We start from the raw sequence: 16,353 nt of genomic DNA on the forward strand, positions 1-16,353 counted from the left end.
ATTTCAAATGAGAAGCCGCGTCACCACGGATTGCAGCTGTTGCAGCGAGGCCGATTTCTTCATCCGTGCATCGGCGAGCCGGAAACCCTCGCGGAAAACGGGCGTTTCGAACAGCTCGACCCGTCCCGAGATAACCACGATCGGAATCGAGGGCAGCATGCCGCGGATATCGTGGATCAGGCTGATCGCCCCCCCGCCACGCATGACGATGTCGAGAAAGACGATATCAAATCTCTGTTCCGACAGGATTTTCAGCGCCGATTCACCATTTTGAGCCGTCGTTATTTCGTGCCCGAACACCTGCATACCGGTACTGAAGGCGTCCAGATAATCAGGATCATCATCGGCTATCAGAATACTTGCCAATGCGAACTCCCTCGTCACTGGCCAGAATCGCCTAGCCAATATACCATCGATAGACCAAGGATACCATTTATGGACGCAAACGAAATTTCAACACCACCCGCAGGCCCGGCCACGATCCCCGTCATCGCATTGGGCGCCTCGGCAGGAGGCCTGAAACCGCTCGAGGCGTTTTTCAATACGGCGCCCCCCTCGGCCGGGTGGTGTTTCGTCGTGATCCAGCATCTATCGCCCGATTACCGGTCGATGATGAAGAACCTGCTCGAACGGCAGTTCCACTTCCGGATACAGCAGGTCCAGGACGGGCTGAGGATCGAGCCGAACACGATCTACCTCAACAAGCCGAGCGAATTCGTCAAACTCGAGAACGACCGCTTCCGGACCCGCGCCTATGACGAGGCCGATGGCCTGCCCCACCTGCCGATCGACTACTTCTTCAATTCTCTCTGCGGCCGCGATCCCGCGGCGACCTTCGGCGCGGTGCTGTCCGGCTCGGGCTCGGACGGGACGCGCGGCGCGATGGCGCTGCACGCCACCGGCGCGACGATCATGGCCCAGTCGCCCGACGATGCCGAATTCTCCTCGATGCCGCAATCCGTGCTCAAGAGCGGCGCGGTCGACCGCATCCTGCTGCCCTCGGAAATGCCGAAGGCGGTCGAGGACTTTCTCGAATACGGCAAGGACGCCCCGGAGGACATGGGAGGGCGCGACCCGCGTCCGCCGATCGAGATCCAGGAGATCCTGAAAAGCCAGACGGACATCGATTTCAGCAACTACAAGCCCGACCTGCTGGCCCGCCGCATCGAACGCCGCCAGCAGCTGCACGGGTTCCGCGATCTCGAGGAATACCGTCAGCTGCTGCTGAACAACCCCATCGCACTGGACGAACTCTACCAGGACATCCTGATCGGGGTCACCCAGTTCTACCGCAACCCCGAGGCGATCACCGCGCTGCGCAAGGAGGCGCTCGACGCCATCGTGCGGGACAAGAGCGGCGGCGACCCCGTCCGGATATGGGTGCCCGCCTGCGCCAGCGGCGAAGAGGCCTATACCATCGCGATCGAGCTCAACGAGGCGATCAAGGCGGCGCAGGCCGACTGCAAGTTCCGCGTGATCGCCACCGACGTCCATCGCCGCTCGATCGATCGTGCCTCGGCCGGCATCTACAGCGAAGAGGCCATGACCAAGATGCCCGTGGCCCTGCGCGACCGGTATTTCGACCGGCACCGCGACCACTACATCGTCGAGCCGACCCTGCGGCAGAAGATCATCTTCTCGGTGCACGACGCGCTGAGCGATCCGCCCTTCATGCACCTCGACCTGATCTCGTGCCGGAACTTCCTGATCTACCTCAAGCCGGAGGCGCGCACGCGGATCGTCTCGATGTTCCTGTTCGGCCTGCGCCGCGACGGATACATGCTGCTCGGCCCGTCGGAAAGCCTCGGCCCCCTGGCGGACGAATTCGCCACCGTGAACCAGCGCTGGCGCCTCTATCGCAAGACCTCGGACGGCCATGCGCTGAACCGCTATCACCTGCCGGACCGCAAGACACCGCGCGCCGGCGAACACTATGCCCCGGTCCTCGCGGGGAACCGCAACGTCGCCCGCACGGCGACCGGCGACGCCATTGAACTGCGCAACCGGGACATGCTGATCAAGAGCTACAACGCCTTGCTCAAGCGCTATGCCCCCTCGTCGATCCTGATCTCGTCGGATGGTCGTGTGCTCAGCTGGTTTGGCGCCGCCAGCGCCTTCATCGACACGATGAACAACCTCGCCGACTGGACGGTCGAGGACATCGTCCACCCCGCCCTGCACTTCGCCATCAACGTCGGCATGGAGAAGATGCGCCGACAGCATCCCGAGACCTATACCCGCCGCGTCAAGGTGGAATTCGACCGGGACCACGTCCAGCACTGCACGGTTTCGATCGAACCGCTCGAACAGGCGATGCCGCCGCGCTTCCTTCTGGTGTCGCTCAGACTGATGGAAACCACACCGCAAACCGACGAGGAAACGGTGGCCGGCCCGGTGGCGACGGACGACGACGGCGCGATCCTGAGCAAGCGGATCGTCGAGCTTGAACGCGACCTCCGCCTCACCGAAGAGACGCTTCAGCAGGTCACCGAACGGCTCGAGGCCAGCGGAGAGGAGCTGCAGGCCTCCAACGAGGAACTGCAGGCCTCGAACGAGGAACTTCAGGCGTCGAACGAGGAACTCCAGAGCTCGAACGAGGAACTGCACGCGGTGAACGAGGAGCTGACCACCGTCAGCGCCGAACACGAACTTAAGATCGAGGAACTGTCGGACCTGAACGAGAACATGGACCTCGTCCTCAGGCTGCTGAACGTCGGCGTGATCATCCTGGACGGCGACGGCACGATCCGACGCTACAGCCGCCTCATCGGACAGGTGTTCAAGATGCAGCAGCACGACATCGGCCGGACGCTCGAGGTTGTCGGTCCGCGCTTCGACTTTGTCGATCTGTGGAAGATGGCCGAAGAGACGATCGAGAACGGCACGGCCGGGCATGCCGCCGGCGAACACGAGGGGCACCGCATATCGGTCGGCGCCCATCCCGTCCCGCCCTCGGACGAGGACTGCGACAAGAACGGGGCCGTGCTGATCTTTCACGGTTTCGATCAGCCCGAAGCCGTGCCCGCCGCCCCCGTCAGTTGAACTTGTTGTCGCGCGGGAAGCCGCGCGGGGCCATCCGGCCCGATCCCGCACGCCGCCCCGTCCATTCCGCAAGCTCGGACTGCACGCGCCGGCGCCCGGCGGGGTCGAACCAGCTCAGCCCTTCAGCCAGGTTGAACGTGGTGACGTCCGACAATCCGCCGTCCTTGTATTTCTGAAGCCGGACACCCTTGCCCCGCGCCATCTCGGGCAGGTCCTCGACCGGGAAGACCAGTACCTTGCGGTTCTCGCCGACCACGGCGACCGTATCGCCCTGCACCGGCTTGCAGACCAGCGCGGTCGCGTCGCCCCGCACGTTCAGCACCTGCTTGCCCGAACGCGTCTGCGCCAGCACATCGTCCTCGGACACGAGGAAACCGTCGCCGGCCGACGAGGCGACGACCAGCTTCCGCCCCGGCTTGTGGATCAGGATATCGACGATATCGGCCTCGTTCGGGAAATCGATCATCAGGCGCAGCGGCTCGCCCATCCCCCGCCCGCCGGGCAGGTTCGAGGCCGAGACGGTATAGAACCGCCCGTTGGTGCCGAAAACCAGCAGCCGGTCCGTGGTTTCCGCATGGAAGGCAAAGCGCCCCTCGTCCCCGTCCTTGAACTTGAGCTTCTGGGTCAGGTCGATATGACCCTTCATCGCCCGGACCCAGCCCATTCGCGAACAGACGACGGTGATCGGCTCGCGTTCGATCATGGCCTCCAGCGGCACCTCTTCGACCTCGCCCGCCTCTTCGATCAGGGTCCGGCGCGCGCCGCCTTCGGATTTGGCGCCGAAGGTCTTCCTGACCTCCCGGATCTGGTCCGAGATCCGCACCCACTGGAGATCTTCGCTCTCCAGCAGATCCTCGAGCCCGGCCCGTTCCTCCATCAGCGCGTCGCGCTCGCGGATCAGTTCCAGCTCTTCCAGCCGCCGCAACGACCGCAGCCGCATGTTCAGGATCGCCTCGGCCTGAACCTCGGACAGCTCGCCCGCCGCATCCAGCCCGATCGGGCTGACGTAATCCGCCTCGCTGGCCGCGCGGCCCCGCTTGACCGACCAGTCCTCGGCCATCAGCGCGGCCTTGGGATCGTCGTCGTAGCGGATGATGTCGATCACGCGATCCAGGTTGAGGAAGGCGATGATGAAGCCTTCCAGCACCTCGAGCCGATGGTCGATCTTTTCCATCCGGTGCCGCGACCGGCGCAGCAGAACCTCGCGCCGGTGGTCGAGGAAGGCGCGCAGAACCTCCTTGAGCGAACAGACCTTGGGCGTCACCCCGTCGATCAGCACGTTCATGTTCAGGCTGAACCGCACCTCGAGATCCGAGTTCCGGAACAGCATGTTCATCAGCACGTCCGGATCGACCGCCTTGGACCGCGGCTCGAGGATCATCCGGATGTCGTCGGCGCTTTCGTCGCGGATGTCGGCGAGGATCGGCACCCGCTTGGTCTGGATCAGCTCCGCGATCTTCTCGATCAGCCTGGACTTCTGCACCTGGTAGGGGATCTCGGTCACGACGATCTGCCACTGGCCCCGGCCGAGATCTTCCTTTTCCCATTTCGCGCGCAGCCGGAACGATCCTCGGCCCGTGCGATAGGCCTCGGCCACGTTCACGCGCGGCTCGACCATCGTGCCGCCGGTGGGGAAGTCCGGGCCGGGGACGTAGTTCAGCAACGTCTCGTCCCTGGCGTCCGGCGTCTTGATCAGGTGCAGGGCGGCGTTGCACAGCTCTTCGATATTGTGCGGCGGAATGTTCGTGGCCATGCCGACGGCGATCCCGCTCGCCCCGTTGGCCAGCAGGTTGGGGATCGCGGCGGGCAGCACGACCGGCTCGGTCAGCGTGCCGTCGTAGTTGTCGCGGAAATCGACCGCGTTCTCGGCCAGCCCCTCCATCATCGCCTCGGCGATGGCGGTCAGCCGCGCCTCGGTGTACCGGCTGGCGGCCGGGTTGTCGCCGTCGATATTGCCGAAGTTCCCCTGCCCGTCGACCAGCGGATACCGGACGTTGAAGTCCTGGGCGAGCCGCGCCATCGCGTCATAGATCGCCTGGTCGCCATGCGGGTGGAAGTTCCCCATCACGTCGCCCGAGATCTTCGAGGACTTGCGGAACCGGCCGCCGGCGGACAGCCGCAGCTCGCGCATCGCGTAGAGTATGCGACGGTGCACCGGCTTGAGCCCGTCCCGGGCATCGGGCAGCGCCCGGTGCATGATCGTGGACAGCGCGTAGGTCAGGTAGCGGTCGCCAATCGCGCGAGACAGCGGCTCGGCGCTCGTGTCGCCACCCATGTTGGGGTCGTCAATCAGATCGCTCATAGATGATGTGTATCCGCAGAGGTTGTCACGGTAAAGGCGACACTTTGTTTTTAAGGGTATTCCCTACCTACGGAAACCAGAGAATCAGAGTATAAGAAACCGAATTCGTTCTCAAAGAGTTACCAGTACAAAGCCACGTCGGAGCAGGTCATGAACAAATTCATTTTTCTCACCTTCGCATTCCTTGCCTGGGCCGGCTACGAGATGAGCGGCGGCGCCGACTTCCAGCCGACGCAGCGCGTGGCCGCCAGCGAACCGGATGCCGACATCGCGCCGGAACCTGTCCAGGTCTCCTCCCGGTCGCCCCGCCCCGAGGCCGACGCCGAGGCCGAGCGCGCCCCCGCTCCCATGCCCGAAGTTGCCCGCGCCTCGTTCTCGCAGGCGAGCTTCGACCTGCGCCGCCCCGACGAAGAGGAACTGGCTTCTGTCGATCCGGCCGTCCTCGCCTCGTTCGGCGGCGTGCTCGAGACCGCGCCCGATCCGGAAACCCTCGATCCCCAGCCCGCGGTGGTCAAGCCCGAGCCGGCTCCGGACATGCGCGAGGTTTCGGGCAATCGGGTGAACATGCGCAACGGCCCGGGCACCAACCATTCGATCGTCGCCAGGCTGTCGCGCGGCGACTCGGTCGAGGTGCTGGCCGAACCCGGTAACGGCTGGCTGAAGCTGCGGGTCGGCGACACCGGACGTGTCGGCTGGATGGCGGATTTCCTCGTCACGGCCGCGAATTGAGCCGGCCGATCCGGACCGCTCCTCCGGCCCCGCATTGACACGGTCGATCCTGATCACCGGCTGCTCGTCGGGCATCGGATACGCCAGCGCCACGGCCCTGCGCGCCGAGGGCTGGCGTGTCTTCGCGACGTGCCGGGCGCAGGCCGACGCCGACCGGCTCGCCTCCGATGGGTTCGAGACGGCCCGCCTCGACTATACCGACCCGGGCACGATCGAAGTGGCGCTGGACCGGGTGCTGGCCGCGACCGGCGGCACGCTCGACGCGCTGCACAACAACGGCGCCGTGGCCCTCCCCGGCGCGAACGAGGATCTGCCGCGCGCCGGCCTGCAGCATGTCTTCGAGACGAACCTCTTCGGCCCCCACGACCTGACACGCCGCGTGATCCCCGTCATGCGGCGTCAGGGACACGGGCGCATCGTCAACTGTTCCTCGGTACTGGGCATCGTCACCGCCCCCTGGCGCTCGGCCTATGTGGCGTCGAAATTCGCGCTCGAAGGGCTGACCGACACGCTCAGGATCGAGATGCGGGATACGCCGATCCATGTCATCCTGCTTCAGCCCGGTCCGATCCGCACCCGCATCCGCGAAAACAGCACGGCCCTGTTCGAACGCTACGTGGACTGGGAGGCCTCGGCCCGCGCGGAACAATACCGCAGATCGCTCCTGACCCGGCTCTACGACGCCCCCGGCCGCGACCGGTTCGAACTGCCGCCCGAGGCGGTGGCCCGCACCCTCATCCGGGCCCTCGAGGAGCCCGAACCGAGCGCCCGTTATCGCGTCACGACCCCGACCAGGGCGATGGAGATGGCGCGGCGGCTTCTGCCCAACCGCGCGCTCGACTGGATCCTCTCGCGGGCCTGAGCTGCGCTGAATTGGCGTGTTCGCTTTTTGGCTGCAACCGGCTACATCAGGGAAAACCCGGGAGAGACGTGATGCTCGAAGACCCTCTTTTCATCGTCGCGTGCCTGGCCGTGCTGGCCGTGGCGGCGATCCTGCTCTATGGCATCGGCGGGTTCGCCGTCGGATCGGGCGGGAAGAAAGCGAACAAGATCATGCAGCTGCGCATCGCCGCCCAGTTCGTGGCCGTCGCCCTGATCCTGCTGTTCGTCTGGATGCGCAGTGGAGGTTGACCATGGTCGTGCTGTCGAAAATCTATACCCGGACCGGAGACGGCGGCGAGACCGCCCTCGGTGACGGAACGCGCGTTCCGAAACCTTCGCTACGCGTCGAAGCCTACGGCACCGTGGACGAGACGAACGCGACGCTCGGCCTCGCCCGGCTGCATGCCACCGACGAGACGGACGCGGCGCTGGCCCGGATACAGAACGATCTGTTCGATCTGGGCGCCGATCTCTGCCGCCCCGACATGACCTCGGACGACAAGGCGGACTATGCGCCGCTGCGCATGATCGACAGTCAGGTCGACCGGCTCGAGGCGGAAATAGACGCGATGAACAAGGGGCTGGAACCCCTCAGAAGCTTCGTTCTGCCCGGTGGCTCTCCCCTCGCTGCGCATCTGCATCTGGCCCGCACCGTGAGCCGGAGGGCGGAACGGCTGGCCGTCGCCCTGCTGAGCGAAGAGGGATGCAATCCGGTCGCGGTGAAATATCTCAACCGCCTCTCCGACTGGCTGTTCGTCGCCAGCCGCGTCGCCAATGCCGACGGAACGGCGGACGTCCTCTGGGTGCCGGGCGCCAGCCGCTGATCCTAACCCGAGCGCCGGCCCTCCCGGCGCGCGGCCTTGTCGTCGTACATGCGGGCGTCGGCCAGGGCGAGCAGCTCGTCCAGATCGCGCCCGTCCTCGGGACAGGATACCATGCCGATGGCCGCATCGACCGCCAGGATCCGGGTGGGCCGTCCCTGCCCCCCGTCGACGGGAAACCGGCGCTCCATCCTGCGGCGCAGCCGTTCCTCGACACGCAGCCGATCCCCTTCGCCGCAATCCGGCAACAGGATGGCGAATTCATCGCCGCCCATCCGGGCGATCAGGTCGGTCAGGCGCGTTGCCACCGCGAGACTTTGCGCGATGTCGCGGAGCAACTCGTCCCCCGCCGCGTGGCCCAACGTATCGTTGATCGACTTGAACCCGTTCAGATCCGCGTAGACCAACGTGGCGAAGGCGCTTTTCTTCAGTACGGCGCGCCCCCTTTCCCGGAACCCCTCGGCATTCAGCAACCCGGTCATCCGATCCGTCATCGACAGTTGCCGCCAGTGCGAGGCCTCCTCGCGCATGCGTCGTTCCGCGGCGCGCGCGCGTTCGATTTCCTCCATCGGCGGCAGCAGATCCGGCTGGGCCGGGAAGAACCGGTCCGGAACCGACGGGCGCCGGCTTTCCTGGGCAAGCACGTAGAGGGCCCCGGTCGCCGGGTCCACGACACGGCTGCATGTGAAGCAAAGGGACCGCCCATCGGGCAGAGCGAGCTTCTGGGCCCGGGTCTGGCCGGTTCCCAGCACGTCGTCGATCAGATCGGTGACATCCCGCGAAAAGCCGCCTGCGCCCGAACCGAGAGGATCGCAGCCGACTGTGCCCGCAATCACCCGCCCCCGATCGTCGAGCAGGAAGGCGACACCGGACAGCGCCTTCAGCGTGGCCCGGATGCCACGCAGGAAACCGTCGGCCTCAGGCGACCTGTCCATCGGCTTTCCCACCATCCGCCAACGCACCCGCGGTCTGCGCATCCTCGACCGTCAGGTTCGGCGCATCCGCCCCCCGTCTCGGAAAGCGGTGCTGGCCGAGTACATGCCCGGGCGTGGCCCCGGCACCGGCCTCGTCATCCGTCTCCATTCGCTTCGACCTCATTGTTCCGCGGCCCGCGCCGCAAGCATCGGACCCGCCTACAGCGTCACAGCAAAACGGAAATCAAAGGTTAAGACCGGCCGGCAATTCGTGTTGCATCAGAGCAGTCCGGCAAACACCTGGTCGGGCGGACGGTGGCCATCGGCGAAGGTCTTGATGTTGATGATGACTTTCTCGCCCATCTCGGCGCGCCCCTCGCGCGTCGCCGATCCCATGTGCGGCAGCAGAACGACATTCCTGAGGGTCCTGAGATCGGCGCTCGTCTCATCGGTATAGTCGAAGACATCCAGCCCCGCCCCGGCGATCTCGCCGGCCTTGAGCATCCGCGCCAGAGCATGTTCGTCGATCACCTCCCCGCGCGAGGTGTTCACGATCACCGCCCCGGGCTTCATCAGCTTCAGCCGCCGCGCGTTCAGCAGGTGGAAGGTCGAGGGCGTGTGCGGACAGTTGACCGACAGGACGTCGACCCGCGCCACCATCTGGTCGAGGCTTTCCCAGTAGGTCGCGCCCAGCCCTGCCTCGGTCTCTTCCCGCAGGCGGCGGCGGTTGTGATAATGCACCTGCATGCCGAAGGCATTGGCCCTGCGCGCCACCGCCTGCCCGATCCGCCCCATCCCGAGAATGCCGAGCCGCCGCCCGGCGATGCGGCCGCCCAGCAGCGCCCCGGGGCTCCAGCCCTCCCAGTCGTCCGCCTGCATCATGGCGAGCCCCTCGGGAATGCGGCGGGTCACGGCAAGGATCAGCGCCATGGTCATGTCGGCCGTGTCGTCCGTCACCACGTCGGGCGTATTGGAGACGAGGATCCCGCGTTCGCGGCAGGTCGCCACGTCGATATGATCGACCCCGGCGCCGTAGTTGGCGATCAGCCGCAGCCTGGTCCCGGCCTGGGCGATCAGCGCGCGATCGATGCGGTCGCGCAGGTTGGGCACCAGCACATCGGCCGTCTGCATCGCCTCGGCCAGTTCGCTGCGATCCATCGGGCGGTCCCGCGGGCCAAGCGTCACGTCGAACAGCTCTGTCATCCGCGCCTCGACCCGTTCGGGCAAGCGTCGCGTTACGACAACACTCAGACGTTGAGTTGGCATGAAGGCCCTCCCCTGGCTTCCAAAGGCTGCGAGTTAGGGGCAAAGTGACCCAAAGCAAGCGGCGGCACAAGAACCGCCAGCGGATCGCGGGCAGATTTGGGTATCACCATGAGACAGAAGTGGTTTCGCGCCGTCGCAGTGGCCTTGATCGTCGCGGCGACACCCGTCTTCGCGGGCACCGGCGACACGCCCCCCACGCAGGAGACCGGCCCGGTCACCCACCTTCCGCTGCCGCGCTACGTCTCGATGAAGGCATCCAAGGGCAACGTCCGGCGCGGCCCCAGCGTCACGCACCGGATCGACTGGGTCTTCATGCGCCGCAACATGCCGCTGCAGATCACGGCCGAGCATGGCCACTGGCGCCGCGTCGTCGATCAGGAGGGCGCCGGCGGCTGGATTCACCACTCACTCCTGTCCGGGGTCCGCACCGTGCTGATCCAGAAGGACATGCTGGACATTCACCTCCGCCCGAACCGCAAGAGCCCCGTCGCCGCCCAGCTAGAACTGGGCGTGGTCGCCCGCCTCGACCAGTGCACGCCGGACTGGTGCCGCCTCTCGGTGGCCGGCTACAAGGGCTGGGCCCCGAAATCGGCGCTCTGGGGCGTCGAGGCCGCCGAACTGCGCAATTGATCCCCCGGCCCCGACGGGTAGAGTTGCCCCGTTCCCATTCCTGTCCCGGCCTCTCATGATCCGCATCCTGTCCTTCGCCCTCCTGACGCTGATGCTGACCACCCCGGTCGCCCCGGCCCAGGACAACGACCAGCCGACCGGGACCATCTCGGTCTCGGACAGCGCGCAGCAGGACGCGGCGATCGCGACCCGTATCCGCGACATCCTCGCTGTCCTCGATGGCTACGAGGACGTCACCGTCACCGTTTCCTCGGGGATCGTGACCCTGCGGGGCACGACCCTCGACGCCGCCGCGGCCGGGAACCTCAACGACCTGGCGGGACGCATCGAGGGGGTGGTCGCCATCCGCAACCAGGTGACCGAGACCACCGACGTGAGTCGCCGCCTGAACCCCGCGTTCGACCGGTTCGAACGGCGGATGGCGGACCTGATGGCCTGGCTGCCCCTGCTGGCCATCGCCTTCACCGCCTTTCTCGTCGTGGTCTTCCTCGGCATCCTGATCGCGCGGATGCGTCAGCCGTGGGACCGTTTTGCCCCGAACGCCTTCATCGCCGACATCTATCGCCAGGTCATCCGCCTGGCCTTCGCCATCGCCGGCGTGGTCGTGGGGCTCGACATCCTCGGCGCGACCGCCCTGCTCTCGACCATACTCGGGGCGGCGGGGATCATCGGTCTCGCCATCGGCTTTGCCGTGCGCGACACGGTCGAGAACTTCATCGCCTCGATCATGCTCTCGATCCGCCAGCCCTTCCGGCCCAACGACGCGGTCGAGATCAACGGCGACGAAGGCAAGGTCGTCCGCCTCACCTCGCGCGCGACCATCCTGCTGAGCTGGGACGGCAATCACATCCGCATCCCCAATGCCACCGTCTTCAAGAGCAGAATCGTCAACTTCACCATGAATGCCGAGCGCCGCTTTTTCTTCGACATCGGCATCAACCCGGGATCGGACATGGCGCGGGCGACGCAGACGGCAAAGGACACACTGGCCGCCCTGCCCTTCACCCTCACGGCGCCGGCGCCCGACGCCTGGATCGAGGCGATCGGCGACAGCACGGTGACCCTGCGCCTCGCGGGCTGGATCGACCAGCGAGACACCTCGCTTCTGGCCGCCCGCGGCGAAGCCATCCGCCTCAGCCTCGCCGCGCTGGCCGAGGCCGGCATCGACATGCCCGAGCCGACCTACCGCCTGATCGGCGCGGGCGGCGAGGGCCTGGGGCAGCTTCCCGCGCCCCCCTCCGCCGGATCGACGCCGCCCCCCGCCCAGCCCGAGGACGCCATGGACGTGCAGGCCCACGCCGAACACGCGCTCGAGGCCATCGTGGAGGAGGAACGTCGGGAAAAACGCGGCAAGGATCTGCTGTCACGGGACGCCCCGACGGAATGAACCGATGCGGCCTGCCGGCACCGCGACCGATGGCATCGGACGGGGCAATTTTCGGCGGAAAGGGCTTGAACCCGCCAGACGACCAGAGTAATCAGCGCGTCACTGCTGGGGTGTAGCCAAGTGGTAAGGCAGCGGTTTTTGGTACCGTGTACCGTAGGTTCGAATCCTACCACCCCAGCCATGTTTTCCCGTACAGACGAAAAAGCCCAAGAATATCGGGTCGGCAGGACCGGCCCGGAAATCCTGTGTCACACCCCGCCGGGAGTGTGACGCAGACTGCCGCACACGAACCTGCCTTCACTCGATCAGGTCACCGGCGCCGGCCGGCCGGCCCCTACCTCCAGCGCCGGGACCGCATCTACTATTTCCGGAAACGCTTATCCAACGTCATCGCGGAAAGGTGCCGGCGCAAATTTCTGTGTCTCTCGCTGCGAACCTCTCTTCTGGCCGAGGCGATGAGCCGGACGGCTCATCTCCTCGCAATCGTGGAACGCGAAGAGACAAGAATTATGACCGACTCCATCCTACGCGCCATGCCCGCCGAAGAGATCGCGGCGCTTCTGACAGAGGCGCTGCGGCATGATCTTGCCCGGATAGCGCTCCCCGAACAGGAGACTCTCAGCGCAGGCGACGATGATCAGCGGAATAACCTTGAACACCGCGATCCGGTATTCGTTCAACCCCCTTCAGCGCGTGATCTCGTCTGCGACGAAACCGTCGGTCCTACCCAGTTGCCAGAACCCCAGGCTCACCAGGAGAAAGGACAGGCCAAAAAAGATGAAGAAAGCGGAGGAGAGCATTTCGGCTCTCGTCCAGTCAGCGCTGTTTTCAAGATGTCCAGTTTGTAGCCCTCATGAGTTGCAGTGTCCGCGATCGGACGGGCGGCTCGAGGGGCCGACGAACCTGAGCCCGGCCTTTGCATCGGCAGGACCACGAGGCGCTCAAAGGCCCCAGCTGAACCCGGTGTCCTTCTCGGATCGCTCCCACAACCTGACCATGACCGGCTTGTCGTAAGCGTGGGCGTTCAGCGTGCCGCGTCCGACCGGGCCGACGGCTTCCATGCGGCCCGTCGGTCCGTAGAGGGCGCGCTGCTCCGTCAGCGCCTCTTCTGTCGCGCACATGACCTCCGGGTAGGCCCCCTGTTCGGCGGTCTGGACCATCGGCGTCTTGGTCATCAGCCACCAGATAAGGCGCATTGTCCGGCTGCCACTGGTCGTAATCAACGAGGTCGCGGACGAGCCGGGGTGGCAGACGTAAACCTTCACCCCCGTCCGCCCGGCCGCGGCCAGCCTGTCCTGAAGCTCGTAGGCGAACATCATCTGCGCCAGCTTGCTCTGGCTGTAGGCGGTGTTCGCGCCATAGCCCGTGTCCCAGTTCATGTGGTCGAAGCGGATGGTCTTCAGCCCCATGTTGTAGCCGAGGCTGGCGACGACGACGATCCGCCCCTGCGACTGCTCGATCCGGTCGAACAGCATCCCGCACAGGGTGAAGTGGCCGTAATGGTTGGTGCCGAGTTGGCTCTCGAAGCCGTCGGGGGTCAGCTTGCGGGTCGGCACCTGGGCGATGGCAGCGTTGCAGATCAGCGCGTCGATGCGCGGGGTGGTCTTCAGCACCTCCTCGGCGGCAACGCGGACAGAAGCCTGCTCGGCGAGGTCCATGCGGACGAAGCGCACAGGCGCGGCGGTGCCGAACTCCTGTTTCAGCTCCTTAACGGCGGCAGCGGATTTCTCGGCGCTGCGGTTCAGCATCACCACCTCCGCGCCCTTGCTCAAGAGGATGCGCGCGGCCTGGAAGCCCGCGCCGGCGTTGGCGCCGGTGATGACGAAGGTTTTGCCGGTGAGGTCGCCGAGACGTTCAGGCGTCCAGCCCTTCGGCCCGAAAGTGAGGTCAGTCATGGTGTTCTCCAGTGATCGGGGCGCCGTCGGCGCTTGTGTGTGTAAACCGTCGTGTTTACATAGGGGCGAGCCAGCGGGGTGTAAACCGCCATGTTTACATTTCTGAAAACGCAGAAGGCATATTCGATGAAACTGACTGAAAAGAAACGAAAAGATATTCTGAATGCGGCGATCCTGGAGTTTCAGGAGCAGGGTTTTCCGGCGGCGCGGGTAAATCGCATCGCCGAGCTGGCGGAGGTGTCGAAGCGCACCCTCTACAAGCATTTTGAAAGCAAGGCAGTTCTCTTTCAGGCCATCACCGACATATTGCTGGAGCAGATCGCGGCGACGCCCAAGCTGCGCTATGACCCGAACGTGCCGCTGCGCGAGCAACTGAACGGGGCAGTGCGGGACTACGTCGGCCATCTGACCGGCGAAGAATACATGGGCCTGAACCGGCTGGTGATGTCAGAGCTATTGCGCGATCAGGATCTCGCGCAGGCCTTCTTTGCGAAGGCGGCGATGCAGGACGGCCCGATCCAGGCGCTGATCGGCGAAGCCATGCAGGCCGGCGCGCTGCGACAGGCTGAGCCGGGTTTTGCCGCCGGGCAGCTCCTGTCGATGGTGAAGCATTTCCTGGTTTGGCCGCAGTTCCTGATGGGGGCGAAGGCCGAGGTCGACCCGGATGCCGTCATCGCCGACTGCGTGGACATGTTCCTCGCACACTACGGCAAGAAAGACTGAGGGGGCACGGAATCATTGCGGTGAAGCAGAGCGACGTCATGGGCTGACATCACTCCGCCTTGGATAGGTCACTGCGTGCGGCGTCAGCCTGCGATCTCGATCCCGATCTTGCCCATGTGGGACTTTTCGAGAAACGCCTCCTGCGCCTTGTGCAGATCGCGCAGCCGGAAGGTCTCCGCGAGGACCGGTCGGATTCCGCCGCGTTCGATATAGCCGATCAGATCGGTGAAGACCTCCGGATCCTGCCGTGTACTGCCGATCAGCGTCAGGTCTTTCAGATAGAGCGTGCGCAGGTCCAGCTCGACGATCGGCCCGGCGATGGCGCCCGAGGTCACGTAGCGGCCACGCACCGCCAGCGCCTCAAGCAACGCGGGCCAGCGCGGCCCGCCGACGAGGTCGAGGACGACGTCGAAGGCGTCCTCCGGCAGGGCCTCCTCGCGTCCGAGAATGGCGTCTGCACCGAGCGCGCTGAGGTCGGCTGCCTTCGCCGGGCTGGTCACCGCCGTGACATGCGCGCCGCGCCGTTTGGCAAGCTGCACCGCCGCCGAGCCGACACCGCCCGAGGCGCCGGTGATCAGCACCCGCTCGGCGCCCAATCCCGCGCGCTGGATCATCCCCTCGGCGGTCGAGAATGCGCAGGGGAAGGAAGCGAGTTCGACGTCCGCGAGCGAGCTTTCGATCCGCAGCGCGTTTCTGCTTTCGACAGTGGCGAACTCCGCGAAGCCGCCGTCGCGCTCGGAGCCGAACGTAACGAGTGCATCCGCGTCCTCGTCTTTGGGGCTATACATTGGGCGCACCAGCACCCGTTCGCCGACGCGTGCGGTTTCCACCCCGTCGCCGACCGCAACGATCCTGCCGCAGCAATCGGCGCCCTGAATGCGCGGAAAGTTCAGCGCGCCGGACCATCCGCCGTCGGCATCCGAGGCACCGTCATAGCCGGTGGTCGCGGCGGCGTTCGTATCGCCGCGCACCGCTTTCGAATACCAGCCGGTGCGGGTGTTCACGTCAGTGTTGTTCACCGCCGAGGCACCGACCCGGATCAGCACCTCGCCCGCTGCGGGGCGCGTCACGGGAACGTCCTCCCGCCACTCCAGTTTGTCGAGACCGCCATGGCCTGTCAGAACCATCGCCTTCATCGTATCGGGAAGGGTCATCATGTCGCTCCAAGGTGTAGAGTGATTGCTCTACTTGCGTAGGTAGAGGGATCACTCTACATCGTCAAGCATGACCGACACTAAGACCAAGATCGCCGCCGGGCTGGAGCGGGCCTTCGCCGCCCGTGGCTTTGCAGAACCCAGCGTCGAGGATCTGCGCGATGCGGCGGGTGTCAGCCTGCGCACGCTTTACAAATATACGCCATCACGCGCCGACATGGTGGTGGCGGCGCTGGAGCATCGCCATGGGCGCTACCTTGCGCACCTGTTCGAGGACCTGCCCGAGACACAGCAGGCGGTGCTCGACGCGCTGTTTGAGCGGGTTGGGGATTGGATGGCCGCTGAGGCTGCGCATGGATGTCTGTTCCACGGCGCCGTGGCGGCAGAGCCCGGCAGCGAAGGGTTGCGCGAACTGCTGACGCGGCACAAGGCCGAGGTGGCACGCCGCGCGGCGGCCGCCACCGGACTGGACGGCCGCGAAATCGAACTTCTGGTGATACTGGAGGGTCTCACGCAGACCTGGTCGCTGCATCGCGACGCCGCCGTGACCAGCGCGAAGCGGCTGGGGCACGGTCTGCGGATGAATGGCGCCGCGTGACGGCCCCCCC

General features: G+C 65.7%; 17 protein-coding genes, 1 tRNA gene and 1 pseudogene. 12 read left to right on the plus strand and 7 right to left on the minus strand.

The annotated features are described in order from the left end of the window. Positions 1–3 precede the first annotated feature (3 nt). Positions 4–366, minus strand: coding sequence for a response regulator (locus OB2597_RS12080; protein ID WP_009805850.1), 363 nt, complete (start codon positions 364–366; stop codon positions 4–6). 69 nt (positions 367–435) lie between these two features. On the opposite strand from OB2597_RS12080, the gene OB2597_RS12085 reads away from it, so the two are divergent. Then, positions 436–3,042, plus strand: a complete 2,607-nt coding sequence (locus OB2597_RS12085; protein WP_084658760.1) for a CheR family methyltransferase — start codon at positions 436–438, stop codon at positions 3,040–3,042. On the opposite strand, the gene OB2597_RS12090 is transcribed toward OB2597_RS12085, so the two are convergent. Next, complete coding sequence (locus OB2597_RS12090) at positions 3,035–5,344, minus strand: DNA topoisomerase IV subunit A (protein ID WP_009805852.1); 2,310 nt, start codon at positions 5,342–5,344, stop codon at positions 3,035–3,037. The two genes, OB2597_RS12085 and OB2597_RS12090, sit on opposite strands and share 8 nt — an antisense overlap. A gap of 150 nt (positions 5,345–5,494) precedes the next feature. Here OB2597_RS12090 and OB2597_RS20975 point away from each other — a divergent pair, with 150 nt between their 5' ends. The 4 genes from OB2597_RS20975 to OB2597_RS12110 all read left to right on the plus strand — a co-directional run bounded on the left by OB2597_RS20975 (position 5,495) and on the right by OB2597_RS12110 (position 7,779). Beyond that, positions 5,495–6,073, plus strand: coding sequence for an SH3 domain-containing protein (locus tag OB2597_RS20975; protein WP_009805853.1), 579 nt, complete (start codon positions 5,495–5,497; stop codon positions 6,071–6,073). A gap of 34 nt (positions 6,074–6,107) precedes the next feature. Beyond that, positions 6,108–6,935 (plus strand): SDR family NAD(P)-dependent oxidoreductase, encoded by an 828-nt coding sequence (locus OB2597_RS12100; protein WP_009805854.1) that lies wholly within the window; start codon positions 6,108–6,110, stop codon positions 6,933–6,935. Positions 6,936–7,006: 71 nt separating this feature from the next. After that, the gene (locus tag OB2597_RS12105; protein WP_009805855.1) at positions 7,007–7,204 is read left to right on the plus strand and encodes a twin transmembrane helix small protein; all 198 of its coding nucleotides are present in this window, start codon (positions 7,007–7,009) and stop codon (positions 7,202–7,204) included. Positions 7,205–7,206: 2 nt separating this feature from the next. Then, positions 7,207–7,779, plus strand: a complete 573-nt coding sequence (locus OB2597_RS12110; protein ID WP_009805856.1) for a cob(I)yrinic acid a,c-diamide adenosyltransferase — start codon at positions 7,207–7,209, stop codon at positions 7,777–7,779. Between the two features lie 2 nt (positions 7,780–7,781). Here the strand turns inward: OB2597_RS12110 and OB2597_RS20980 are convergent, their stop codons facing one another. The 3 genes from OB2597_RS20980 to OB2597_RS12120 form a co-directional block, all read right to left on the minus strand. Next, positions 7,782–8,711, minus strand: coding sequence for a GGDEF domain-containing protein (locus OB2597_RS20980; RefSeq protein ID WP_009805857.1), 930 nt, complete (start codon positions 8,709–8,711; stop codon positions 7,782–7,784). Next, positions 8,695–8,859, minus strand: coding sequence for a hypothetical protein (locus OB2597_RS22195; protein WP_009805858.1), 165 nt, complete (start codon positions 8,857–8,859; stop codon positions 8,695–8,697). Before OB2597_RS22195 ends, OB2597_RS20980 begins: the two co-directional genes overlap by 17 nt. 110 nt (positions 8,860–8,969) lie before the next feature. After that, positions 8,970–9,956, minus strand: a complete 987-nt coding sequence (locus OB2597_RS12120; RefSeq protein WP_040609301.1) for a 2-hydroxyacid dehydrogenase — start codon at positions 9,954–9,956, stop codon at positions 8,970–8,972. 108 nt (positions 9,957–10,064) lie between these two features. Between OB2597_RS12120 and OB2597_RS12125 the strand changes: the two genes are divergently transcribed. The 5 genes and pseudogenes from OB2597_RS12125 (at position 10,065) to OB2597_RS21915 (ending at position 12,821) form a co-directional block, all read left to right on the plus strand. Continuing rightward, the gene (locus tag OB2597_RS12125; protein ID WP_009805860.1) at positions 10,065–10,586 is read left to right on the plus strand and encodes an SH3 domain-containing protein; all 522 of its coding nucleotides are present in this window, start codon (positions 10,065–10,067) and stop codon (positions 10,584–10,586) included. Positions 10,587–10,641: 55 nt separating this feature from the next. Beyond that, positions 10,642–11,973 (plus strand): mechanosensitive ion channel domain-containing protein, encoded by a 1,332-nt coding sequence (locus OB2597_RS12130; RefSeq protein WP_009805861.1) that lies wholly within the window; start codon positions 10,642–10,644, stop codon positions 11,971–11,973. Positions 11,974–12,079: 106 nt separating this feature from the next. Continuing rightward, positions 12,080–12,154: transfer RNA gene (locus tag OB2597_RS12135), tRNA-Gln, on the plus strand. 85 nt (positions 12,155–12,239) lie between these two features. Next, positions 12,240–12,455: pseudogene (locus OB2597_RS22755) on the plus strand (DUF6538 domain-containing protein); the annotation flags it as partial. Positions 12,456–12,482: 27 nt separating this feature from the next. After that, a complete protein-coding gene (locus OB2597_RS21915) occupies positions 12,483–12,821 on the plus strand; it encodes a hypothetical protein (protein WP_148234724.1) in 339 nt (112 codons plus the stop codon). 93 nt (positions 12,822–12,914) lie between these two features. Here the strand turns inward: OB2597_RS21915 and OB2597_RS12140 are convergent, their stop codons facing one another. Beyond that, a complete protein-coding gene (locus tag OB2597_RS12140) occupies positions 12,915–13,868 on the minus strand; it encodes an SDR family oxidoreductase (RefSeq protein ID WP_009805864.1) in 954 nt (317 codons plus the stop codon). A gap of 126 nt (positions 13,869–13,994) precedes the next feature. Here OB2597_RS12140 and OB2597_RS12145 point away from each other — a divergent pair, with 126 nt between their 5' ends. Beyond that, positions 13,995–14,591: a TetR/AcrR family transcriptional regulator gene (locus tag OB2597_RS12145; RefSeq protein WP_040609738.1), complete on the plus strand. Its 597-nt coding sequence runs from the start codon at positions 13,995–13,997 to the stop codon at positions 14,589–14,591. 83 nt (positions 14,592–14,674) lie between these two features. Here OB2597_RS12145 and OB2597_RS12150 read toward each other — a convergent pair whose 3' ends face one another. Continuing rightward, on the minus strand, positions 14,675–15,748 hold the full coding sequence (locus OB2597_RS12150; protein WP_009805866.1) for an alcohol dehydrogenase family protein: 1,074 nt from the start codon (positions 15,746–15,748) through the stop codon (positions 14,675–14,677). Between the two features lie 67 nt (positions 15,749–15,815). Here OB2597_RS12150 and OB2597_RS12155 point away from each other — a divergent pair, with 67 nt between their 5' ends. Next, the gene (locus tag OB2597_RS12155) at positions 15,816–16,343 is read left to right on the plus strand and encodes a TetR/AcrR family transcriptional regulator (protein WP_009805867.1); all 528 of its coding nucleotides are present in this window, start codon (positions 15,816–15,818) and stop codon (positions 16,341–16,343) included. Positions 16,344–16,353: the final 10 nt, after the last annotated feature.

Source organism: Pseudooceanicola batsensis HTCC2597 (assembly GCF_000152725.1).
Classification (GTDB): domain Bacteria; phylum Pseudomonadota; class Alphaproteobacteria; order Rhodobacterales; family Rhodobacteraceae; genus Pseudooceanicola; species Pseudooceanicola batsensis.

What these genes read in the sequence shown, in the direction of transcription:
- OB2597_RS12085 (WP_084658760.1), top strand. Translation starts at nt 436, where the DNA reads ATGGACGCAAACGAAATTTCAACACCACCCGCAGGCCCGGCCACGATC.
- OB2597_RS12090 (WP_009805852.1), bottom strand. Translation starts at nt 5,344, where the DNA reads ATGAGCGATCTGATTGACGACCCCAACATGGGTGGCGACACGAGCGCC.
- OB2597_RS20975 (WP_009805853.1), top strand. Translation starts at nt 5,495, where the DNA reads ATGAACAAATTCATTTTTCTCACCTTCGCATTCCTTGCCTGGGCCGGC.
- OB2597_RS12150 (WP_009805866.1), bottom strand. Translation starts at nt 15,748, where the DNA reads ATGATGACCCTTCCCGATACGATGAAGGCGATGGTTCTGACAGGCCAT.
- OB2597_RS22195 (WP_009805858.1), bottom strand. Translation starts at nt 8,859, where the DNA reads ATGGAGACGGATGACGAGGCCGGTGCCGGGGCCACGCCCGGGCATGTA.
- OB2597_RS12125 (WP_009805860.1), top strand. Translation starts at nt 10,065, where the DNA reads ATGAGACAGAAGTGGTTTCGCGCCGTCGCAGTGGCCTTGATCGTCGCG.
- OB2597_RS12120 (WP_040609301.1), bottom strand. Translation starts at nt 9,956, where the DNA reads ATGCCAACTCAACGTCTGAGTGTTGTCGTAACGCGACGCTTGCCCGAA.
- OB2597_RS12140 (WP_009805864.1), bottom strand. Translation starts at nt 13,868, where the DNA reads ATGACTGACCTCACTTTCGGGCCGAAGGGCTGGACGCCTGAACGTCTC.
- OB2597_RS21915 (WP_148234724.1), top strand. Translation starts at nt 12,483, where the DNA reads ATGACCGACTCCATCCTACGCGCCATGCCCGCCGAAGAGATCGCGGCG.
- OB2597_RS20980 (WP_009805857.1), bottom strand. Translation starts at nt 8,711, where the DNA reads ATGGACAGGTCGCCTGAGGCCGACGGTTTCCTGCGTGGCATCCGGGCC.
- OB2597_RS12145 (WP_040609738.1), top strand. Translation starts at nt 13,995, where the DNA reads ATGAAACTGACTGAAAAGAAACGAAAAGATATTCTGAATGCGGCGATC.
- OB2597_RS12130 (WP_009805861.1), top strand. Translation starts at nt 10,642, where the DNA reads ATGATCCGCATCCTGTCCTTCGCCCTCCTGACGCTGATGCTGACCACC.
- OB2597_RS12105 (WP_009805855.1), top strand. Translation starts at nt 7,007, where the DNA reads ATGCTCGAAGACCCTCTTTTCATCGTCGCGTGCCTGGCCGTGCTGGCC.
- OB2597_RS12110 (WP_009805856.1), top strand. Translation starts at nt 7,207, where the DNA reads ATGGTCGTGCTGTCGAAAATCTATACCCGGACCGGAGACGGCGGCGAG.
- OB2597_RS12155 (WP_009805867.1), top strand. Translation starts at nt 15,816, where the DNA reads ATGACCGACACTAAGACCAAGATCGCCGCCGGGCTGGAGCGGGCCTTC.